The sequence below is a fragment of the Methylomonas sp. LWB genome, assembly GCF_001856095.1.
GTDB classification, from domain to species: Bacteria; Pseudomonadota; Gammaproteobacteria; order Methylococcales; family Methylomonadaceae; genus Methylomonas; species Methylomonas koyamae_A.
This window is the reverse complement of the sequence record NZ_MKMC01000009.1, coordinates 42,957-60,337: the sequence shown is the minus strand read 5'-3', so window position 1 is coordinate 60,337 and position 17,381 is coordinate 42,957. Positions and strand designations below refer to the sequence as shown.

The window sequence follows — 17,381 nt, the reverse complement described above, 5'->3', positions numbered from 1 at the left end:
CCAATTTAAATCCGGCTTGCGGTTAAAATCTCGCCGTTAACGTTAATTCGGACTTCTCATGTCAAATACCTTTATCTCTCAAAAAGCCATTCCTCCTCGCGAACGCCTGATCATGGCGCTGGACGTCGCCAGCATCGCCGAAGCCCAAGCTCTGGTCGAGGAACTGGGCGATTCCGTGGTGTTTTATAAAGTCGGTATGGAACTGTTTATGTCCGGCGACTATTTCGGCTTTATCGAATGGTTGAAGGCGCGCGACAAGAAAGTCTTCGTGGACCTCAAGTTTTTCGACATACCCGCCACCGTCGGGCGAGCGATCAAAGCCCTGAGCAGCAAGGGCGTGGACCTGGCAACGATACACGGCAACGATTCCATCATGGAAGCCGCGGCCGAAGCCAAGGGCAATCTGAAGGTCTTGGCGGTGACGGCGTTGACTAGCCTGGACCGGGGCGATTTGGACGACTTGGGCTTTCAATGCGATGTGCGCGAATTGGTGCTGTCGCGCGCCAAGCGGGCGCTGCAAATTGGTTGCGACGGCATCGTATCGTCGGGCTTGGAAGCGGAATTGATTCGCTCTCACTTGGGCGACAAGTTATTGGTGATTACGCCGGGCATACGGCCGGTCGACAACCGGGAAGACGACGACCAGAAACGGGCGGTCAGCGTCGAACAGGCCATCCAAAGCGGCGCCGATTATTTGGTGGTGGGCCGGCCGATCCGCGACGCCGCGGACCGCAAAGCCATGGCGGAAAAAATACAGCGGCAAATTGCGGCTCAGTTTGAATAAGCAGAGATGCAAACCGAGGTTTGCACTCCGGTAGGGTCTGTTCGAGTCGCTGTGCGGAGTGCAAATCTCGATTTGCCGTGTTCGCGGGTTGGCTGGCGTTTCGTTCGACGGCAAAAGACGGCATAATGGCCGGATTTTTTGATAGCCGCTTCCCATCCGCGCCATGAAACCAGCTCCCAATATCTATCTGATCGGCCTGATGGGTGTCGGTAAAACCACGATAGGCAAGCAGGTCGCGAAAGCGATGCAATGGCCGTTTTACGACAGCGACAAGGTCATAGAAGAAACCACCGGCACCGACATCCCGACCATCTTTGCCTACGAAGGCGAGGAAGGCTTTCGCAACCGGGAACAGGCGATGATTCGCCAATTGACCGGACTGGACGGCATCGTGATGGCAACCGGCGGCGGCTCGATACTGCGGCCGGAAAACCGCGAGGCCCTGAAAACCCGCGGCTTTGTCGTCTATCTGCATTGTTCGATCGACAAAATCCTGCACCGCACCAAACACGATACTCAGCGGCCGCTGCTGCGCACCGAGAATCCGCGCCAGCGTTTGCAGGAACTGTTTGCCATCCGCGATCCTCTGTACCGGGAATGCGCGGATTTTAGAATCGATTCCGGCATGTTGCCGGGCAAGACCGTCGTCAAAACCATTTTGCAGCAATATCAAGCCGCCCTGGAGAACCATGAAAGAGCTGCGAGTTGAACTCGACAAGCAACGAAGCTATCCGATTTATATCGGCGCCGGCCTGCTCGGCCAAGCCGAGCTGCTGACCCGGCACATCCGTTCCAAGCAGGTCGCGATCGTCAGCAACGACACGATCGCGCCGCTGTATCTGTCCAAGGTCTTAGCCGGGCTTGGCGATTACCAAACCGAAACGGTCATCTTGCCCGACGGCGAACAGTACAAAACCCTGCAATATCTGGAAAAGATTTTCGACAGGCTGCTGGCCAACAAATTTAGCCGCAATGCCACGCTAATCGCGCTGGGCGGCGGCGTCATCGGCGACATGGGCGGTTTCGCGGCGGCCTGCTACCAGCGCGGCATCGCCTTCATCCAGATTCCGACCACCTTGCTGGCGCAAGTCGATTCATCGGTCGGCGGCAAGACCGGCGTCAACCATCCGCTCGGCAAGAACATGATAGGCGCGTTCTATCAGCCGCAATGCGTGATCGCCGACGCCGACGTGCTCGATACCCTAGACGATCGCCAATTGTCGGCCGGCTTGGCCGAAGTGATCAAATACGGCTTGATCCGCGATCCGGAGTTGCTGGACTGGCTGGAAGCCAACATGCCGAAGTTGCTGGCCCGTGACAAAGCCGCCTTGGCTTATGCGATCGAACGCTCCTGCGCCAATAAGGCGGCGGTAGTCGGCGAAGACGAATTCGAAAACGGCGTACGGGCCACCTTGAACCTGGGCCACACCTTCGGCCACGCCATCGAAACCGGTTGCGGTTACGGCCAATATCTGCACGGCGAGGCGGTGGCGATAGGCACCGGCTTCGCGGCCGACTTGTCGCGCCGGCTGGGTTATCTGAGCGATGCCGATGTCGCGCGCGTGCTGGCCATTTTGCACGCCGCCGGCCTGCCGACCCGGCCGCCGACCGAGATGAGCACCGAGCAATATCTGGACTTGATGGCGGTGGACAAGAAAAACGTCGACGGCAAGATTCGGGTGATTTTGTTGGAAGCGCTCGGCAAGGCCTTGTTGCCGATCAGCGTGGAGAGAGCGCCGTTGCAGGCAACCTTGAACGCTTATGCCGGATAACGAAAATCTGACTTACAGCTACCAAAAGCGCACGCTGGATCATAGGCCCGAGCGCAGCCTATTGACGCCGGAGCGCGCCCAAAAGCTGGACTTGTTGGTGCATTTGCTGAGCAATCTGCAGCAAGCCCTGGTCGTCTGCGGCCCGCCGGGCATCGGCAAGACCACGCTGCTGGAAGCCTTGCAACAAAGCCATCGCGACCAGTGGCAACTATCGTTGTTGCGGGCGTCCGCCGCATCCAGTTTCGAAAGCATCGTTCACGAGTTGCTGCGCAGCCTGAACATCGATAATTTGGCGGCCAGCTTCGATTTAACCCGGCTGCGCGAGGTTTGCGGCAAACAGGCGGTGGTGCTGTTGATCGACGATGCCGGCCATCTGATGCCGGGGCTGATCACGATGTTGATCGAATTCGCCGATTCGCTACCGGGCCTGCATCTGGTATTCGCACTGAGCCACGACCAATTCAGCATCAAGGCCGGCACCGACCGCCGCATCGAAGACGCCCACGTCATCGAACTGCCGCCGCTAAAGCAGCGCCATTATCGGGATTTTCTACAAAACCTGTCGGCTCAACCGGGTTCCGCCATTTCGTTCAACGCCGTCACCGATCCGTTGATCGAAGCGCTGTACCTGGAAACCCACGGCATTCCCCGCCGGATACTCGAAGAACTGCCGAAACTAGCCGAGCAACAAGGCCGAACCGGCGCGCGCTGGGGATTATGGCTGGGAGTCATCGCGGTGATCGCCGGCACCGGGGGTGCAATGGTTTGGTTGTGGCCGAACAATGACGAGAAAACCCTCGTCGCCGCGCCGTCCCTCGGCAAGCCGACGAGCCAAGTGCTACCGGCCGAGCCGGTGAATCCATCCGCTCAGGCCCCGGCTGAAACGCCGGCACCGGCATCCAAGCCTCTTGACGGACCGGCGCCGACCGCGCAGGTTGACGAACGTCCCGCCGACGCGGCAAAACCGGCACCGTTGCCAACACCGCAATCCACCCAGCCGCTTCCAACTCCGCCGCAAACGACTAAAGCCGCGCCGGCCGAAAACGAACCAAACGCCGTGCAAACCGCGTCGGCACCCGTCGCAGCGCAGCCCGCGCCAGTGGCTGCTCCCAGCCTTCCGGCGCCGATTGCGGCAACCACTGCGGCGACTCCGCCCGTTGCGCCGCCGACACCGGCCGTGACGCCGACGGTTCCGAGCAAAACCGAATCCGCGACGCCGCCGGTCGTCGCCGGCAAGCCGCCCGAAAAGCCGGCGAAACCGGCCAAGCCGTCGGATCAGGGCGATAGCGACTGGATTGCCGCTCAACCGGGCACTCATTACACGCTGCAAGTCATGACGCTGTCGAATAAAGCCGGCCTGCCGCGCTTTTTCAAAAAATACGCGGAATACAGCGAGAGTCTGAAGTACTACACGATTCGCCAGGGCGATCAGGAAAAGTTCGTGCTGATTTACGGTTCGTTCGCCAGCCCGGCGGAAGCCAATCAGTTTAAAACGCTGATGCCCGGCGAATTTCAAACCGCCCAGCCGATCCGGTTCAAGGCCATTCAAAAAGACGGCAAACGCTGATCACTCACCACCTTCTCACCGATGACAACAATAGAAAACGACATATTCCTTAGAGCACTGTTAAAGCAACCGGTCGAACGCACCCCGGTCTGGATGATGCGCCAAGCCGGCCGCTATCTGCCCGAATACCGCGCGACCCGCGCCAAAGCCGGCAGCTTCATGCAACTGTGTACCAACCCGGAACTGGCTTGCGAAGTAACCCTGCAACCTTTGGAGCGCTTTGGCTTCGATGCCGCCATCCTGTTTTCCGACATTCTGACGATACCGGACGCGATGGGCTTGGGTTTATCCTTCGCCGAGGGCGAGGGCCCGCAATTCGCCCATCCGATCCGCACTGCCGACGACGTCAAGCGCCTGCCGATTCCCGATCCGGAAACCGAATTGCGTTACGTCGTCGACGCCGTGCGTCTGATCAAAACCAATCTGCGCAACCGACTGCCGCTGATCGGCTTTTCCGGCAGCCCGTGGACCTTGGCGACTTACATGGTGGAAGGCAAGGGCAGCAAAAGCTTTCAGAAAGTCAAAAGCATGATGTTCGAGGAACCGGCCTTGATGCATCAAATGCTGGACAAACTGGCGCAAGCGGTGGCCGCGTATTTGAACGCCCAAATCGCCGCCGGCGCCGACGCGGTGATGCTGTTCGACACTTGGGGCGGCATGCTTAGCCACGACGATTATCTGGAGTTTTCGTTGAGCTACGCCCGCCAGGTGCGGGAACTGCTGAACACCCAGCGCGACGGCCGGCAAATCCCGACCATCTTGTTCACCAAGGGCGGCGGCCTGTGGTTGGAAACGATGGCCGACACCGGCTACGACGCACTGGGTTTGGATTGGCAGACCGACATCGCCAACGCCCGCGCCCGCGTCGGCGCCAAGGTGGCCTTGCAAGGCAATATGGACCCGATTACGCTGTATGCCAAGCCCGAGGTGATCCGCGCCAAGGTCGGCAAGATCCTGCACGACTTCGGCCACGGCACCGGCCACGTGTTCAATCTCGGTCACGGCATTTTGCCGGACATCGCCCCCGAGCACGTCAAGGCGATGGTCGATGCCGTGCGCGAATTCAGTCCGCAATACCATCGCGCCGGCTGATGTGGTTTCAAAAGCGCTTGCAATTGGCGGCCAAACCGCGTGGTTTTCATCTGGTCAACCGGGAGATCGTCAACCAGCTGCCCGAAATTCGCGAACTGGAAGTCGGCCTGCTGCATTTGTTTTTGCAACACACCTCGGCCTCGTTGGCGATCAACGAAAACGCCGACGCCGATGTGCGCCGCGACCTGGAAAGTTACTTTTCCCGAGCGGTGCCGGAAAATGAACCTTACTACCGTCACACCCTCGAAGGAGCGGACGACATGCCCGCCCACATCAAGACCGTGATCCTCGGCAGCTCGCTGACGATACCGGTCGGCGACGGCCAATTGGCATTGGGCATCTGGCAAGGGATTTATTTATGCGAACACCGCAATCACGCGGGGCCGCGCACGATTATCGCAACGCTGAATGGCGAATGAAGAGGCTCTTATGAAAATAGCGAAAATTTCCGTTTTAACGCTGGCTACGATGTTCAGCGGTCTGTTATTCGCCGAGGAATCCAGCCAACCCGAAATGACCGTCTACCGCAGCCCAACCTGCGGTTGCTGCGGCAAATGGCTGGAGCATGCCGAAAACAGCGGCTTTAAAATCAAGGACGTGATCAGCTCGGACATGGATCAAATCAAGGCCCGTTACGGCGTGCCGGAGAAATTGGCGTCCTGCCACACCGTCGTCGTGGACGGCTACGTGATAGAAGGCCATGTCCCGGCCGCCGACGTGCAAAAACTGCTGAAGGAAAAACCGGCCGTCGCCGGCCTGGCCGCGCCCGGTATGCCGATGGGCAGCCCCGGCATGGAAATGGGCGGCCGCCAGGATGACTACAAAGTCGTGTCTTTCGATAAGGATGGGCATTACGCAGTTTATGCCGAACACGGTAACGGTCGCTGATCGGCTGGCACGGCAAACCCGCCCGGCTTTTACCAGCCCGGTTTAAGCCTAGCTAAACAGCGATAACCGAGAGTGGACCTCAAATCAAGAACGCCAAGTCTTGTGTTCTGACGCGGCTGGATTCGGCGTCCTCCGTCGGAATGAGGGTGTCGTAAAAGTCGAAACAGAACCCTCTCCCCAACCCCTCTCCCGCAAGGAGAGGGGCTTTTACGACACCCTCCGAATGACGGAATATCGTTATCAAATCGCAAATTTAGGTTTTTTGATCCCTTCATCCCGGCCACCTCTCGCCGGGCGGGGGTATTGCCCACTCCTCCGGCCATGTTGAATATCCGCCATTTCGCCAATACCATCGTCGGCAAGCCCGGCAATATCGGCGTGCGCACCGAGCGCATCATCCGCGCGCTGTCGGCCCAAGGCGATAGCGGCTATTGTTTGTCGCGCCAAGCTCAACTCAAATCGCCGGGCTTTGTCTACCGGGACATGGGCTGGCTCGGCCATCTCCCCAGACTGTTGAACGCCGCCCGAATTTACCTGGCGCCCGGCTTTAATCATCGCTATCCGGACGTCAAATTGTTCGAGTGGTTCGCGGCCCGCCACTGGCAAGAAGCCAGCGCCGGACCGCGGCCGATCGCCCACGTCTGGGACGCCTGCCCGCGATTGCTGACGGCATTGAAGACGGCCGGTATTCCGGTCCTGTTGGACATGCCGGTCGCACCGACCGCGTATTCACTGCGTATCGCCGAGCAATACGACCTCGATTTTCTGATGACCCATCGCAGCATGCTGGATTTCGAACAAGCCGCGTGCGAACTGGCCGACTTGATTGCCGCGCCATCGCGGTTCGTCGCCGAGGAATTGCAACGCATCGGCGTGACGCCGGACAAAATCCGCATTGCCGAATTCGGCGTGGACCCGCCTTCCGGCCCGACTAAGCCGCGTCCGCCCAAAAAACCGGGCGCGGCGCTGGACTTCTGCTTCGCCGGCAACATTAACCGCCGCAAGGGCGTCGATCTGCTGCTGGATGCCTGGCGCGATCCGGCCTTTGCCGGCGACAACCTGCATTTGTGCGGCCGACTGTATCCCGAAATCGATGTCGCAGCCGCCACCAACCCGGTACTGACGCCGGGTTTCGTCAACACCTTCGAATACCTGCCGAATTGCGATGTGTTTGTCTTTCCCAGCTGGCTGGAAGGTTCGGCCAAGGCGGTGTTCGAGGCCATGGCCTGCGGACTGCCGGCCATCGTTAGCGATGCGTCCGGCTCGGTGGTGCGCGACGGCATCGACGGCTTCGTGATTGCGGCCGGCGACCGCGACGCGTTGCGCGAGCGGATGTTGTGGTTCAAGACCCATCCCGAACAAATCCGCGCGATGGGCGACAACGCCCGCGCGCGCGCGCGCCAATTCAGTTGGGACGGTTACGCCGCCAAGGTCGTCGAGATGTATCGGGAACTCGCCGACCGCGCCCACGCTTGCGTCGCTCCGATTGACAAGGCCGCCCGCTAAGTGGAGAATCCGCCGGCTACGCGGGGAGCTAGCCCGCTCAATCCATTGACCTATCACCCGTGTTCAGCAAATTAAAGTCTCTTCGCGAATATTTCCGAGTCTTTCTGGCCGACAACCGCCTGCTGTTCGCCGGTATCCGCCAGCGGCGCGGCGCCAAGGCCAAGGAATATTTGCTACGCCGTAACATTCATCGGCTGGAAAAAGGCTTGCGCAACCCGGAATGCCGGATTCCGTTCGGACAAGCCTATGCCGGCCAAACCGAACGCGACTTCGAAACCTACCGTTCGCAATTGCCGCCAGCCATCGCCGATTGGGGCGACCACGTCCTCGCCGAATATCGGCAACGACACGCCAATCCGGCGCTGCCGGTCGAAGCGCCGGCCGACGTCGCGATCCCGCTCGATGCACCCGACTACGCCAGCTTGCGCGCCGCCTTCGCCCAACGCACCAGTTGCCGGCATTTCATCGCGCCTGCCCCCGCCGGCGACGCCATCGCCGAGATCCTGCACGACACTCGCCATATACCGACGTCGTGCAACCGCGAAGCGTACCGGGTACTGATCGTCGAAACCCCGGAAAAACGCGACTGGCTGCTGGCAAACAGCATCGGCCTGACCAATTTCACCGGCGTCGAGCATTGCACGGTGCTGGCCTTCGTCGCCGATCTGGCGGCGGTGAACCATCCGCGCGACCGCCACGTGCCGGTCATGGATTGCAGCTTCGCCTCCTTGCTGTTCGCGCTGGCCGCGCAAAGCCGGGGCTTGGCCACTTGCTATTTGAACTGGCCGATCCGCCCAAACACCGATCGCCAATCCCGCGCCGTTCTGAATTTACCCGCCACCCAGAAGATCGTATTCTGTCTGTTGGTCGGCCACCAAAACCCCGCGCTTTCCAGCGGTAAGTCTCCGAAAAGCGGACGCATTTGCAAGGTTTGATCGTGAAAAAACAGGTATTGCTGACCGGCTTCGGCTACGAAAATTTCGGTTCGCGGCTGATGTTCGAAACCGTCGCCCATCATTTACTGGATGGCGCGGCGCCGGTCATCGAAATGCCGCGCGGCTCGCAGTGGCACGCCTGGTACCGGGGCTATTTCTTGATGCCGAACGCGCTGATCCGTCGTGGCTTGGACCGATGGTGCGCGCGACTGGCGCCGGGCCCGTTCGCCCGGCTCGGCTTTAAAACGCTGACCGACATCGGTACGGTGCTGGACATCAGCGGCTATTTGCACGACCACGCGAATGCGCCGATGCTGATGAACAATAAGTTGCATTTGCTGCGGCTCGCCAAGTCCGCCGGCGCCAAGATCGCGTTTTTGCCCCATTCGCTGTCGATTCAGCAAGCTGCGCACCGCCCGATTTTCCAAGGACTCTATGCCTTGGCCGACATCGTGTACGCCCGCGACGCGCATTCCCACGCCGCCGCCGCCGCGCTCGGCCTGCCCCAGCCCATCGGCCTGTGCTCCGACTTCGTATTGTGCCACCCCCGGCTGGCCACGTTCGAAACCGCGAACGACCCGGCAGCGCGCGACGTGCTGCTGGTGATTCCCAACTTTAAATCGCAAACCGCCGACATCGTCGCGGCCGCCCAACGCATGCTGAGCGCTCACGGAGACGCAATCCGGAAAGTGGTCATCGCGTCGTTTTATACCGGCGAGAAGGCCGCCTACCTTGAAGAAATCCGCGCCGCGCTCGCCGGTAGCGTCGAGGTTAGCATCGCGGCCGATCCCGAAGCGGTATGGGACTGGCTGCCGCGAGCGCTGATTTGCGTATCGGCACGCTACCACGGCTGCTGCCTGGCCTTATACGCGCAGGTCCCCTTGCTGACGGTCGGCTGGTCGGAAAAATACGAATCGCTGCTGCAAGCTTGGCAATATCCTCTGAATATAGCGGACGGCGACACCGTCGAAGCCGGGCGCGCGTATTATCGGGGCGCCTACCGGCAAAACCGCGCCGAGAAACTGAACGAAGTCCGCGCAATGTTTGCCGAGTTGCGGGCGCGTCTGGCGAATGCGGACTAGACCGGCATTGGCGGGTTCCGCCTACACCGGCGAAACCCGCCACGACAGTATTTGGTAGGGCCGGATGCCGGCTCCGTCCCACCCCCATCGCGCCCGAACCCGCGCGGTAGTCAAACCGATCTGGCTGCGCCTGCTCAGCGTTGCCTCGCAAGGCCTGTTTTTATTGGTCATGCAATGGCGCTGGCCGTTCGCGGAAATCGGCGAATATATGAGTTTGCTGGCCTTGTTCAATCTGTCAACCTTGCTGACGGCGTCGGGACTGGATAAGCAATTGATCCGCCGCCGCGCGGCATTGTCGCTCGATAAAGCCGCCAGCGACGCGTTGATCGATCGCGCCGCGACTTATGCCGGTCTGATCAGCCTAGCGTGGGCGGCTGGTCTGTTCGCCACTTTGTATCCGGAACCCTTATCCGCCGGGTTTTGGTCTATGTTGCTGTTCTGTGTGGCCGGTTGCGGATTTCGAATTCACGCCGCCAAAATCGCCGATCCGGAGCGTTACGCCGAGTTGCTGGACGCGCAATTGGCGCAGGGAACGGCGTTACGCCTGGGCTTGACCGCCGCGCTGGTTTGGTACGGCGACGCGCTGCAAATCGTCACGCTGGAATTATTGGGCGGCTGTTTGAGCAACTTGCGAATCTGCCGTTACTATCGGCTGAGCGTCAATCTGTCGTTACGCCGACTCGACCGCGACTTCCTTTATCAAGCGATGACGCTGTTTTTCTCCAAATTACTGCAACAGTTAGGCGTGCGTTATTTGCTACTGATTCCAGCCGCGCAAGCCGATTTCGGCAGCGCCGGCCTGTTCGGTTATTTGCAAAAGGTCTGCGGCCTGGTGACCAACATCGCCGACTTTGTGCTACAACGCCTGCATGTCCGTCACGGCCTATTCCGGCAAGATCGCGATTTGGGCGATCAATACCGACGCGGAGCCCGCTGGGTGCTGGCGACTTCGGTGCTGCTCAGCACCGGGTTGGCGGCATTGGCGCTGGCGCTGGAACAGGGCTGGAACGATACCTTGCTGGCGGCCTTGGCCATTTTGGCCGGCTCGCCGTTCTTGGTGTGGCGGACGACGCTGAGCAACGCCATCACCCAACGCCAAGTCTATTGGGTGTCGCCGCTGAGTTATTTGCCGGCCACGGCCTTGCTGGCCTTGCTGGCCGCGCTGGAGTTGACCCAGCCGCTGGCGCTGGCGCTGGCCTTGCTGGTCAATACCGTATTGAACGTGGCGACCGCGAAATTGCTGCTGGCCTGGTCCGCCGCGGAAGGGCGTCCGGCTTAAGCCCGGCCGTTCCCACGCCAAGTTTTTTGCTTGTTCGGCCGAAAAAACCGCTTCATGATCGTTAGTTGAAAATATTGGAACCGCATGCGCGTTATTTACATCACCCGTGCCAGCTTGTCCGCGTCCGGCGCCCAGGCCCGTCAAATCCTGTCGATGGCCCAGGCCTACCACGACCGGCTGACCGGGCAATTTCTGCTGATTTCGCCCGGCGGGTTGAGCGGCAATCCGCCGTTCGCGCACCGTCCGCTGCCCTGGTCGGCCAAGCAATGGCAACGCTATATCCGAGCCTGTCTGGCGGCGTTGAGCGGTGCTCGTGCCGAGCGCTCGGCTCTATTTGTCACCCGCGACATCGTCGTCGCGTTCTGCGTGATTTTCGCCGGCGGCCAAGTAGTTTACGAAGCGCACGATCAACCGCACGGCTGGCTGCCCAAAACCCTGTTTCGGCTATTGAACCGAGCGGGCCGCTTTAAAATGACCACAAATTGCCTGGCATTGGCCGAACACTACCGCAAGGTCTACGGCTTTAGCGACGCCAACCTGCTGCCGGCCCACAATGCCGCCTTTCCGGAAGCCTACGCGCCGTTGCGTGCATTGCCGAAAGCCGCGCTCAGACAACGCCTGAATTTGCCGACCGATACACTCTTGGTGGTACATACCGGCAGCCTCTACAAAGGCGGCGCCGAACTGTTCGAATATCTGGCGCGCGGCCGCGAACAGATCACTGTCGTGCATGTCGGCGGCAAGGACGGCGAGTGCGCGGTTTGGCGCGACTACTATCGCGACCGTGGCCTAAGCAACGTCCAGTTCGTGCCGCACCGCCCGGCGGACACGATACGCGAGTACCAGGTCGCCGCCGATCTGCTGTTTTATATGACAACCCGGCATTCGCCGATTTACTGGTGTACCTCGCCGCTGAAATTGTTCGAATACATGGCCAGCGGCACCCCGATACTCGGCGCCCGCATCGGCTCGATAGGCGAAGTCTTCGACGACAGCGTCGGGTTTTGTTTCGATCCCGAGCAAGCGACCAGTATCGACGCCGGCTTCGAGGCATTCCTGAGCGACCCAGCCGCCGCCGCGCGCCGTGCCGCCAACGCGCTGAGCGCCGCCGAACAACGTTATTCCTGGCATCGGCGCGCCGAAGCGATCTTACAGTTTGCCGGCGGGAATTTTTGATGGCCCGTATCGCGATCTTTTCCAAGTACTTCGGTTACAACATCGGCGGCGCCGAACACAGCACCTTGGCGCTGTTGAAACGCCGCGAAGCCGCCGGCGACAATATCACCGCCGTCATCGTCGCCAATCTGCGCAGCCACGGCGCCGAGTCGCTGCGCATGCCGCTGCCGGACACCTGGCACATTCGCTCGATTTCGCTGCCGGCCGATACGGTGCGCTTCCGCTTTTTCGCCTACTGGCGCAACCGCGCCGCGCTAAGCGAACTCGGTAGCTCTTTGAAGGATTTCGACGCACTTTACGCTTACGGCCTTTACGCACCGGCGGTAATCAACGCTTTTACCGGCCAAACCGTGTATCTGGTGCGCGACGAATACGGGCTGGGCTGGAACCGGAACTACCGGCAAGGCTTGAAAAAATGGATGTTCGCGCTGTACCGGCTCGCCGAATGGCCGTTGGAGCGCTTGTGGTTGCGCGATTTGCGCCGTGCCATCGCCAAGTCGCGGCTGATCGCCAATTCGCACTTTATCGCCCAGGAATTGCAGCGCTTGGCGCCGGACGCCCCCATCGACATTGAATATCCCGAGCTGGATACCGCGACGCTACAAGCCGATTTCGCGCGACACGCGACCGACGTGTCGCACAAAGGCATCGTCCTGATCGGCGACAATATTCTCAAGGGCGGCGATATCGCCCGTAAAATCGCCGTGCGTTTGCCCGGCGAGCAGTTTTATTTGTTCGACCGGCGCAACCTGACCGAGCGACGCGACGGCAATCTGATATCGATGCCGTGGCAATCGCCGGGTCGGGTTTACGCCCACGCCAAACTGGTCATCGTCCCGTCGCGCTGGCACGAAGCATTCGGCCGCGTGGTGCTGGAAGCGCAAGTCCTAGGTATTCCCGTCGTGGCTTCGGCGCGCGGCGGCCTGCCCGAAGCCATCGCCGACCCGGCGGCGTTGGTAGCCGATCCGGACGACATCGATAGCTGGCTGACAAAAATCGCCGAACGTCTAGCGCCGGCCGTCAATCACCGTTAACCCAAGCAGACCACCGTGAAACTGATCTACGACGCCCGCCCGATCGCGCTGCAATACACAGGCCTGGGCCGCTACACCGCCTCGTTGCTGTTCGCCTTGTTGGACAGTCCTCGCCGCGCCGACCTGACCATCGACGTGCTGATCGACCGGGGCTGCGATCCCAACGGCATGCATTACCGGGCCCTGCAACCCTATCTGGAACGCGGCGCTTGCCGCTTGCACGCCGTCGATGCTCCGCCGATTTCGTTCCGTCAACACCTCGCGGTGGCGCGCTGGGTCAACCGGCAAGGCGCCGACCGCTATTTCTATCCGCATTTCGACATGCCGCTGGGGATCAAGATACCGAGCGCCTTCGTCGTCCACGACTTGATTCCGCTGCTGGTGGACGGCTATGTGCAGTCGCTCGGCTTCGCCAAGAAACTGTATTTCCGACAAATGCTGCGCCACCACGTCGCCGGGGCGCAAGCCTGTTACGCGGTGTCGGCCACGACTCGCCGAGATATTCTCGAACAAGTCGGCGAACGCTGGGCGGACAAGGTCCGAGTGGCTTACGAAGGACCGGTGCTGACCGACGCCGGCGGAGACATCGAACCGCCACCGCTGAACCCGCCGTATCTGCTTTACGTCGGCGACCGTCGTCCGCACAAACATCTGCGCCGCATCGTCGATATTTTCAAGTTGCTGCGCGACCGCCACGGTTACCAGGGCCGATTGGCATTGGCCGGTTCGCGGCGAAACTTCGATTTCGATTTGGACGCCTATATCGCCGACCGCGCCGACATCCGCGTGCTGGGCAACGTCTCGGACGCCGAACTCCTAGCGCTGTATGCCCACACCGACGCCTTGATGTTTTTATCGGCCTACGAAGGTTTCGGCCTACCGGTGGTGGAAGCCGCCCGCTTCCACCGCAAAATCGTCGTGTCGGACGGCGGCTCGTTGCCGGAAATCGCCCCGCCCGGCGCCTGCCAAATTCCCTGCTCGCTCGCCACGGACGCGGCGGCCGAGCAAATCGCCTCCTATTTGGCCGACCGGACCCAGCCGGAGCTGAGCGACTACAATCGCCGCTATACTTGGCGGCGGGCGGTTGAAGCGATTTTCCCGGAAGCGCTGGCATGAACACCTTTACATACAATATTCTAGGACACTGAAACCATGTGTGGTTTTGCCGGCATCTTTAAGCCCAACGGCGGCGATTCCACGCGTCTTGGCGACAGCCTCGCTATCATGAACGCCACGCTGAACCATCGCGGCCCGGATGACAGCGGATTGTGGCTGGATGCAGAGGCCGGCTTGGGTTTGGCGCATCGGCGCTTGGCGATCCAGGATTTGAGTCCGGCCGGCCACCAGCCGATGCCGTCGGCTTGCACCCGCTACGTCATCGCCTTCAACGGCGAAATCTACAACCACCTGGCGCTACGCCAACAGTTGGAACGCGAAAACCGCGCGCCGGTCTGGCGCGGTCACTCCGATACCGAAACCCTGCTGGCGGCCATTGCCGCCTGGGGCCTGGAACAAACCCTGGCCGCCTGTGTCGGCATGTTCGCGTTCGCGTTGTGGGACCGGCGCGAACGCGTGTTGACGCTGGCCCGCGACCGGCTGGGCGAAAAGCCGCTGTATTACGGCCGGCAAAACGGCACGCTGCTGTTCGGCTCGGAGTTGAAAGCGCTCAGAGCGCATCCGGATTTTCGCGGCGAGATCGACCGCGAAGCGCTGACCCTGTTTCTACGTCTGAGCTACGTGCCGGCCCCGCTTTCGATTTACCGGGGTATCGGCAAATTGCCGGCTGGCTGTTACGTCCGTTTCGCCGGGCGCGACGACCCGCAACCGGTCGCGTATTGGTCGGCGGCAAACGCGGCGGCGGCCGGGATCGACTCCCCCTATCCCGGCAACGAAGCCGAGGCGGCCGCCGAATTGGAGCACTTGCTGAACCAATCGATCGCCGGTCAGATGCTGGCCGACGTGCCGCTCGGCGCGTTTTTGTCGGGCGGCATCGATTCGTCGTTGATCGTCGCGCTGATGCAAGCGCAATCGGCCAGGCCGGTAAAAACCTTCACGATCGGCTTCAACGAAGCCGGCTACAACGAAGCCGAATACGCCCACGCGGTGGCCCGCCATTTGGGCAGCGAGCATACCGAACTCTACGTCTCGGCGGCTCAGGCCCGCGCGGTAATCCCGAATCTGCCGACGATTTACGACGAACCCTTCGCCGACGCCTCGCAAATTCCAACCTGGCTAGTCAGCCAATTGGCGCGCGAGCAAGTGACGGTCAGCCTGTCCGGCGACGGCGGCGACGAATTGTTCGGCGGCTATAACCGCTATTTCCTCGGTGCCGGTTTATGGCGCAAATTGGCGCCGTTGCCGCCCGTCGCGCGCACCCTCGCGGCGAATCTGTTAACCGGCTTCGGCGCCGAACAGTGGAACCGGCTGGCCCGGTTGGCCGCGCCGTTATTGCCGAACGCCTGGCGCTACGCCAACCCCGGCGACAAATTGCACAAACTGGCCGGCGTGCTGCATGCCCGCTCGCCGGATGCGCTGTATCGGCATTTGATTTCGCACTGGCGGGAACCGGCCGAGTTGGTCGTCGACGGCCGCGAGCCGGCAACGCCATCGCCCGACGCTCGTTTCGGTTTCGTCGAACGCATGATGCTGTCCGACACCGTCGGCTATCTGGCGGACGACATTCTGGTCAAGGTGGATAGAGCGGCGATGAACGTCAGCCTGGAAACCCGCGTGCCGTTTCTGGATCACCGATTGGTCGAATTTGCCTGGCGCTTGCCGTTGGCGATGAAAATCCGCGGCGGCCAAGGCAAGCATATCGTCAAACAAGTGCTTTACCGCCACGTGCCGCCGGCGTTGCTGGAGCGGCCGAAGACCGGCTTTTCGATTCCGTTGGACCAATGGTTGCGCGAACCGTTGCGCGACTGGGCCGACGACCTATTGAACGAACGCCGCTTGCGCGAGCAGGGTTTTCTAAAACCGCGACCGATAGTCGAGGCCTGGCAAGCCCACCGAGGTGGCCGGTTAAATTGTCAATACCCGCTGTGGAACGTATTAATGTTTCAGGCATGGCTGGAAAAGCAGACGGGCTAGGCGGATAATTCGGTCATGGCAAACCCGAAACTGCTCTATTTCGTCACCGAGGACTGGTATTTCTGCTCGCACCGGATGGCGTTGGCCAAGGCGGCTCGAGCCGCCGGCTTCGACGTCAGCGTCATGACCCGCGTCACTCGCCATGGCGACGCGATCCGCGCGGCCGGCTTCGAACTGATCGACCTGCCAGTCGATCGCGGCGGCACCAATCCGTGGATCGAATTAAACACCTTGATGCAAGTGTGGCGGGCCTATCGCCACCTAAAACCCGATCTGGTCCACCAAGTCGCGCTGAAGCCGGTACTTTACGGCGGCATCGTCTCATTGCTGATGCCGGAACTGAAAACGGTCAACCTGTTGGCCGGCCTCGGTACAATTTTTTCGTCGTCACACCAACGCGCCAAATGGCTGCGGAAAGTGGTCCAGCCGCTGTTCAGCCTGTTGTTCCGGCGCCCCAACAGCCAAACCATCGTCCAGAACCGCGCGGATTACGCGCTGTTGCGCGACCAGTTGCGGGTTCCCGAGTCGGCCCTGCACCTGATCAAGGGTTCGGGCGTCGATACCGACGAATTTCGCGCCGTCCCGGAACCGCCCGGCCGGGTAACGATAGCCCTGGTTTCCCGCTTGCTGTGGGACAAGGGCATCGGCGAGTATGTCGCCGCCGTCGGCCTTTTGAAACGCAAGGGCCTGGAGTTTGACGCGTTGCTGGTCGGCAGCCCCGATCACGAAAACCTCGCGCCGATCAGCCAAGCCCAGTTGACGGCTTGGAACCGACAAGGCGACGTCCGCTGCGTTGGCCACGTCGACGACGTCGCCCACTTCTGGCGCGACGCGCACATCGCGGTGTTGCCGTCGTTTTACGGCGAAGGTATTCCCAAGAGCCTGATCGAGGCCGCCGCCAGCGGCCGCGCCATCGTCACGACCGACACGCCGGGCTGCGACGAAATCGTCGCCGACGGCGAAAACGGCTATTTGGTGCCGGTCAAGGACGTACCGGCCCTGGCCGCCGCACTGGAAAAACTGCTGACCAACCCAGCGTTGCGCCAAGCCATGGGACTAGCCGGCCGGCGCAAGGTCGAACAGGAATTCTCCGACGCCATCGTGCTGGCGCAAACACTCGCGGTGTATCGGCTCTTGCTCGACGCCGCCCCCGACTAAACCCAACTCCGGCCGCAT

16 protein-coding genes are annotated in these 17,381 nt (G+C 61.0%); all 16 read left to right on the top strand.

Annotation, left to right across the window (positions count from 1 at the left end; all coding sequences use genetic code 11):
- Nucleotides 1–58: 58 nt before the first annotated feature.
- The 16 genes from pyrF to BJL95_RS04715 all read left to right on the top strand — a co-directional run bounded on the left by pyrF (nucleotide 59) and on the right by BJL95_RS04715 (nucleotide 17,363).
- The gene (pyrF, locus tag BJL95_RS04790; RefSeq protein WP_071155910.1) at nucleotides 59–784 is read left to right on the top strand and encodes an orotidine-5'-phosphate decarboxylase; all 726 of its coding nucleotides are present in this window, start codon (nucleotides 59–61) and stop codon (nucleotides 782–784) included.
- A gap of 163 nt (nucleotides 785–947) precedes the next feature.
- Nucleotides 948–1,493 carry a shikimate kinase gene (locus tag BJL95_RS04785; protein WP_064024119.1) on the top strand — a complete coding sequence of 182 codons (546 nt, stop codon included), beginning with the start codon at nucleotides 948–950 and terminating at the stop codon, nucleotides 1,491–1,493.
- Nucleotides 1,474–2,556, top strand: coding sequence for a 3-dehydroquinate synthase (aroB, locus tag BJL95_RS04780; RefSeq protein ID WP_071155908.1), 1,083 nt, complete (start codon nucleotides 1,474–1,476; stop codon nucleotides 2,554–2,556). Before BJL95_RS04785 ends, aroB begins: the two co-directional genes overlap by 20 nt.
- Complete coding sequence (locus BJL95_RS04775; RefSeq protein ID WP_071155906.1) at nucleotides 2,546–4,123, top strand: SPOR domain-containing protein; 1,578 nt, start codon at nucleotides 2,546–2,548, stop codon at nucleotides 4,121–4,123. Before aroB ends, BJL95_RS04775 begins: the two co-directional genes overlap by 11 nt.
- A gap of 21 nt (nucleotides 4,124–4,144) precedes the next feature.
- Nucleotides 4,145–5,215: a uroporphyrinogen decarboxylase gene (gene hemE / locus BJL95_RS04770; RefSeq protein ID WP_071155905.1), complete on the top strand. Its 1,071-nt coding sequence runs from the start codon at nucleotides 4,145–4,147 to the stop codon at nucleotides 5,213–5,215.
- A complete protein-coding gene (locus tag BJL95_RS04765; protein ID WP_071155903.1) occupies nucleotides 5,215–5,634 on the top strand; it encodes a secondary thiamine-phosphate synthase enzyme YjbQ in 420 nt (139 codons plus the stop codon). The genes hemE and BJL95_RS04765 overlap by 1 nt, the downstream gene beginning before the upstream one ends.
- A 10-nt stretch (nucleotides 5,635–5,644) precedes the next feature.
- Complete coding sequence (locus BJL95_RS04760; RefSeq protein ID WP_064024111.1) at nucleotides 5,645–6,103, top strand: DUF411 domain-containing protein; 459 nt, start codon at nucleotides 5,645–5,647, stop codon at nucleotides 6,101–6,103.
- A 303-nt stretch (nucleotides 6,104–6,406) separates the two neighbouring features.
- Nucleotides 6,407–7,609 carry a glycosyltransferase family 4 protein gene (locus BJL95_RS04755; protein ID WP_139306132.1) on the top strand — a complete coding sequence of 401 codons (1,203 nt, stop codon included), beginning with the start codon at nucleotides 6,407–6,409 and terminating at the stop codon, nucleotides 7,607–7,609.
- 59 nt (nucleotides 7,610–7,668) lie between these two features.
- Nucleotides 7,669–8,544: a nitroreductase family protein gene (locus tag BJL95_RS04750; RefSeq protein WP_071155899.1), complete on the top strand. Its 876-nt coding sequence runs from the start codon at nucleotides 7,669–7,671 to the stop codon at nucleotides 8,542–8,544.
- 2 nt (nucleotides 8,545–8,546) lie between these two features.
- Entirely contained in the window at nucleotides 8,547–9,626 is a 1,080-nt protein-coding gene (locus tag BJL95_RS04745; RefSeq protein WP_139306131.1) for a polysaccharide pyruvyl transferase family protein, read from the top strand.
- A gap of 64 nt (nucleotides 9,627–9,690) precedes the next feature.
- Nucleotides 9,691–10,905 (top strand): hypothetical protein, encoded by a 1,215-nt coding sequence (locus BJL95_RS04740; protein ID WP_071155895.1) that lies wholly within the window; start codon nucleotides 9,691–9,693, stop codon nucleotides 10,903–10,905.
- Nucleotides 10,906–10,989: 84 nt separating this feature from the next.
- The gene (locus BJL95_RS04735; protein ID WP_071155893.1) at nucleotides 10,990–12,081 is read left to right on the top strand and encodes a glycosyltransferase family 4 protein; all 1,092 of its coding nucleotides are present in this window, start codon (nucleotides 10,990–10,992) and stop codon (nucleotides 12,079–12,081) included.
- Nucleotides 12,081–13,115, top strand: coding sequence for a glycosyltransferase family 4 protein (locus BJL95_RS04730; RefSeq protein WP_071155891.1), 1,035 nt, complete (start codon nucleotides 12,081–12,083; stop codon nucleotides 13,113–13,115). The genes BJL95_RS04735 and BJL95_RS04730 overlap by 1 nt, the downstream gene beginning before the upstream one ends.
- A 15-nt stretch (nucleotides 13,116–13,130) precedes the next feature.
- The gene (locus tag BJL95_RS04725; protein ID WP_071155889.1) at nucleotides 13,131–14,231 is read left to right on the top strand and encodes a glycosyltransferase family 1 protein; all 1,101 of its coding nucleotides are present in this window, start codon (nucleotides 13,131–13,133) and stop codon (nucleotides 14,229–14,231) included.
- 36 nt (nucleotides 14,232–14,267) lie between these two features.
- A complete protein-coding gene (gene asnB / locus BJL95_RS04720; protein WP_071155887.1) occupies nucleotides 14,268–16,205 on the top strand; it encodes an asparagine synthase (glutamine-hydrolyzing) in 1,938 nt (645 codons plus the stop codon).
- 15 nt (nucleotides 16,206–16,220) lie between these two features.
- Nucleotides 16,221–17,363 (top strand): glycosyltransferase family 4 protein, encoded by a 1,143-nt coding sequence (locus tag BJL95_RS04715; protein ID WP_071155885.1) that lies wholly within the window; start codon nucleotides 16,221–16,223, stop codon nucleotides 17,361–17,363.
- Nucleotides 17,364–17,381 lie beyond the last annotated feature (18 nt).